The sequence below is a fragment of the Acidovorax sp. HMWF018 genome (genome assembly GCF_003061035.1).
In the GTDB taxonomy this organism is placed as follows: Bacteria; Pseudomonadota; Gammaproteobacteria; order Burkholderiales; family Burkholderiaceae_C; genus Acidovorax; species Acidovorax delafieldii.
This window is the reverse complement of the sequence record NZ_QAIM01000309.1, coordinates 1-3,275: the sequence shown is the minus strand read 5'-3', so window position 1 is coordinate 3,275 and position 3,275 is coordinate 1. Positions and strand designations below refer to the sequence as shown.

The following is a 3,275-nucleotide window of genomic DNA, read 5'->3' as shown; positions in this document are numbered from 1 at the left end:
CTGGTCATGCTTGAGCCAGCAGAGGAATTTGCACTTCTCGAAATCGCCGAGCTTGGAGTGCGACCAGCTTGAAATAGTCATAGAGTCTTCTTCTTAGGTTGCCTTGGGCGTTTGTTTTGGGCTTGTTCGGCCGGCGTCGCCCACCGACAATTGCCTGGCTCGTAATCGCCATTCACATCTTTACGATCGAGCGTTTTCCCTTGTGGGCGAGGGCCCATATCAGACAAAAAGTTAGCGGCGGTAAACCACCGCTCGCACACCTTGATTCCTCGGCCGCCGTAGTTGTGCCACTCTTTATTTTTGGGGTTTGTGCATCGCTGAAGCATTGCCGCCCAACTCCGGTATTCCGACCCATACGCCCGCCCGTGTTTTGTTGAACGGGTAGTAACTGTGTCGATGTCAAGGCAGCCGCACGACTTTGTGTTTCCGTTGCGTAGGTGCTGCGCCCGAACAGTTACCAGTGCGCCGCAGTCACACAAAGCTCGCCACATGGTGTGGCCTCCGTGATTGGCGGCACGGTGCAACGCAGTTAGCCGAGTAAAGGTCTGCCCAGTCAGATCGTTGAATGAACCCATCGTAATCTCAGTTAGATAAACGATTTGATCATACCTCGATTCGTATCGTTTCGCCAAAAGGTGCGACCACGTCGGTAGTCATGCACCAGAGCCACGGAACGTTCTGTTGCTCAGGAAACGGACCGTAGCCGTCCGTCAAGTAGACAACGCATTCAGGAGAGAGGTTCTTCTCCTGTACGTATGCAGCTACGGGTCGGAAATCTGTACCGCCTCCGCCATGCGGCTTGAACTGCATGTCGTCGTAGGGCGTAAACACGTCGACGTGATTCACCTCGGCGTCGCAGTACACAACGTGGATTTCGCTGGGCTTGACGGCTGCTGCCAAGGCACGGATCTCGGCACCGAAAGCGGTCAGCGTGGGGCCGTCGATAGAGCCGGATGTGTCGATGCCGACGACGACGGGGCCCATGTTTTCGCTGTACAGGCCGGGCAAGTACATGCCAGCACTGAGGTAGCGGCGGTTAGGGCGCGACCAGGCATAGTCGTCTTTGCAGATTTGTGTGACGAACTGGCGCAGCTGCGCACGCCAGTCGACCTGGGGCTTGGTGACGTCTTCGACGAAGCGGTCCAGAGAAGCGGGGAGCTTGCCCTGAGCTTTGGCTGTAGCGGCGGCCTGGAGTGTGGCGACCTTCCACTCGACGGCGTCGGTTTCGGCGCTGCCTGGCGTGCCCTCCATGATCTCGTCGAGCGGGCCTCCGCCACCCGCGGCGCTCAGTTTCTCGGGGAGCAGGGGATAGATCTGCTCCGCGGTCATGTCGCGGTACTTGTTGTCGAGCAGCCAGCCGTCGCCGATCTCGAAGCCAGAGTCTTTCAAGACCAGGTTGGCGGCGAAGTCGATGGCGTAGTTCCAGCGCAGAGGCTCACGCGAGCCGCGGCGACTGATGTGCGCCAGGACGCAATGCATGACCTCGTGGGCCATGGCACTTTGGCACAGCCGGTCAGACAGGCCGAGGACGAACTGGGGGTTGTAGAACACGCTCTTGCCATCGACCGCGAGAGTCGGGATGTCAGAGCGCTCGACCAGGGCCAGCCGCAGCGCCAGCATGCCGAAGAAGGGCTGGCCCATGATGAGCTTGGAGCGCGCGGCGGTGAGCTTGCGGGCGGCTTGGGCGTTGGGAGGTGTGGTCATGGTTGTATGAGAATTGCAGCCGCTATGGCGGCGTGGAGCGATCTGAATGGGCCGGCGATGGGATACGACGTGATGCCGTACTTGCTGCCAGTTCTGTCATCTAGCGTTATCGCCACGAAGAACCCAGGCACGAACGGGTATTGGCAGACCCAGTAGTCGATGGGGTAGCCCAAGTCATCGCGCCACCACGTCACTTCGTCTTCGTAGTGATGCATAACCCACCCGTCGGGCAGCTGGGTTGTCATGGCCTTACCCCACCAGTGCGGTCCAGCTGACAGGAAACAAAGGACGGGCGATGGCTTCGATCTGCTCAGCCAGCTCGTTGGCGGCTTTCTGGGCGTGGCTGTCCAGGCGCTGGTTGCACACGCGGCTCCAGAAGAGCAGCGAGCCGGTCCAGGTCACAGTGGTCATGGTGTTCAGGGGAAGATGGATACGGGCTTCTTCTGGGGCCATACCACAGGCAACCGCCTGCATGTAGAAAGCCAGGGCGTTCTTGGTGTGCTCACGAGCTGCTTGACCCCACATCTCGCTCTCTGGATGTAGACCGTCGCTACCCTGCTTGATGTCGTCGGGGCGCCCGTGGTACTGGGTCGGGAACCAGAACTCGGGCTCCGACGACATGTAGCGGCGCGACTCCTCAGACCACACGCCGCCGACCTGATGCTTCACGAATTGGCGTGCCAGGAAGATCGGCAGCTTCATGCGAATCTGCATGTGAGGGTGGGCGAAAGGAGCCCAATGCTGGGCGGACTTCTTGTAGTGCAGCAGGATGTCGGTCAGCTCATCCTTATCCTTGCTAGAAATGATTTCCTCGAGCAGCGCATTCCAGTCCTTGGTGCGAAAGCCCGTGGCCAGGAATCGGATCAAGTTGGCGTCGGCTTGACTGAGGTTGACTGGCCGTGTACGCCCCTCGATAAAGCGCTGCTGATATACGACGCCTGGGTAGTCGGCGGGCGCGCCGCTAGGTAGCCAATCGCTTTCTTTGCCAAATGAGGTGCGTGCGGCGTTCACGACCGTCAGGTCGGAGCCCATGTGGTCTTTGTACTGGGCAAAAATCTGTGCAGTTTTCATCCGACTTCCTTCAGGTATTCAATGAGTTTTGCCTCAGCCTTCTTGATGGCTGGGTCGAGGTGCATGTTCTTGCGCGACAGACCGTTGCGCCATTTCGCTTCGACGCGTGCGCGGCTCACGCGCGCCATCTGCCGCGCGAGCCGCATGATTTCGTTCTGTTGCCCTCGGGTCAGCATTCCGGGATGCGCTCCAGAATTTCTTTGGCAGATATGGCCACTCGTGCTTGTGTCACGGGTGAGCTGCGCAGCTGGGTCACGGGCACGAGCAGGCGGTTCTCGATGTCGGCACGCACGGCGTTGATGTCCGGGTCGTCGGTGATGTTCAGGCCGCCCAGGACGTTGACCAGGTCGCGGGCGTTGTCGATCAGCGAGTCGCGGATGATGGGCTTCTCCTTGCTGCACTGGTCAGCAATGCGGCCCACCACTTCGCGCATGCGCGTCCAGCAGTCGCTCACCATCTTGGCCTGGCGCTCGGCCACGGCCTTGGTGATCTGTGCGCGG

General features: G+C 59.9%; 5 protein-coding genes. All 5 read right to left on the bottom strand.

The features are described from left to right. Positions 1 to 603: 603 nt before the first annotated feature. Positions 604 to 1,704: a VWA-like domain-containing protein gene (locus DBR23_RS11765; RefSeq protein WP_108498362.1), complete on the bottom strand. Its 1,101-nt coding sequence runs from the start codon at positions 1,702 to 1,704 to the stop codon at positions 604 to 606. After that, entirely contained in the window at positions 1,701 to 1,949 is a 249-nt protein-coding gene (locus DBR23_RS11760; RefSeq protein ID WP_108498361.1) for a hypothetical protein, read from the bottom strand. Before DBR23_RS11760 ends, DBR23_RS11765 begins: the two co-directional genes overlap by 4 nt. Before the next feature lie 4 nt (positions 1,950 to 1,953). Next, a complete protein-coding gene (gene thyX / locus DBR23_RS11755; protein WP_108498360.1) occupies positions 1,954 to 2,775 on the bottom strand; it encodes an FAD-dependent thymidylate synthase in 822 nt (273 codons plus the stop codon). Continuing rightward, positions 2,772 to 2,951, bottom strand: a complete 180-nt coding sequence (locus DBR23_RS11750; protein ID WP_108498359.1) for a hypothetical protein — start codon at positions 2,949 to 2,951, stop codon at positions 2,772 to 2,774. Before DBR23_RS11750 ends, thyX begins: the two co-directional genes overlap by 4 nt. Continuing rightward, on the bottom strand, positions 2,945 to 3,275 hold a 331-nt coding region (locus tag DBR23_RS29630), incomplete at its 5' end, for a hypothetical protein (RefSeq protein ID WP_158276450.1). The genes DBR23_RS29630 and DBR23_RS11750, both read right to left, overlap by 7 nt.

Bases quoted from the DNA above. Each gene is read 5' to 3' on its own strand.
- DBR23_RS11765 (WP_108498362.1), bottom strand. From the start codon at position 1,704: ATGACCACACCTCCCAACGCCCAAGCCGCCCGCAAGCTCACCGCCGCG.
- DBR23_RS11760 (WP_108498361.1), bottom strand. From the start codon at position 1,949: ATGACAACCCAGCTGCCCGACGGGTGGGTTATGCATCACTACGAAGAC.
- thyX (WP_108498360.1), bottom strand. From the start codon at position 2,775: ATGAAAACTGCACAGATTTTTGCCCAGTACAAAGACCACATGGGCTCC.
- DBR23_RS11750 (WP_108498359.1), bottom strand. From the start codon at position 2,951: ATGCTGACCCGAGGGCAACAGAACGAAATCATGCGGCTCGCGCGGCAG.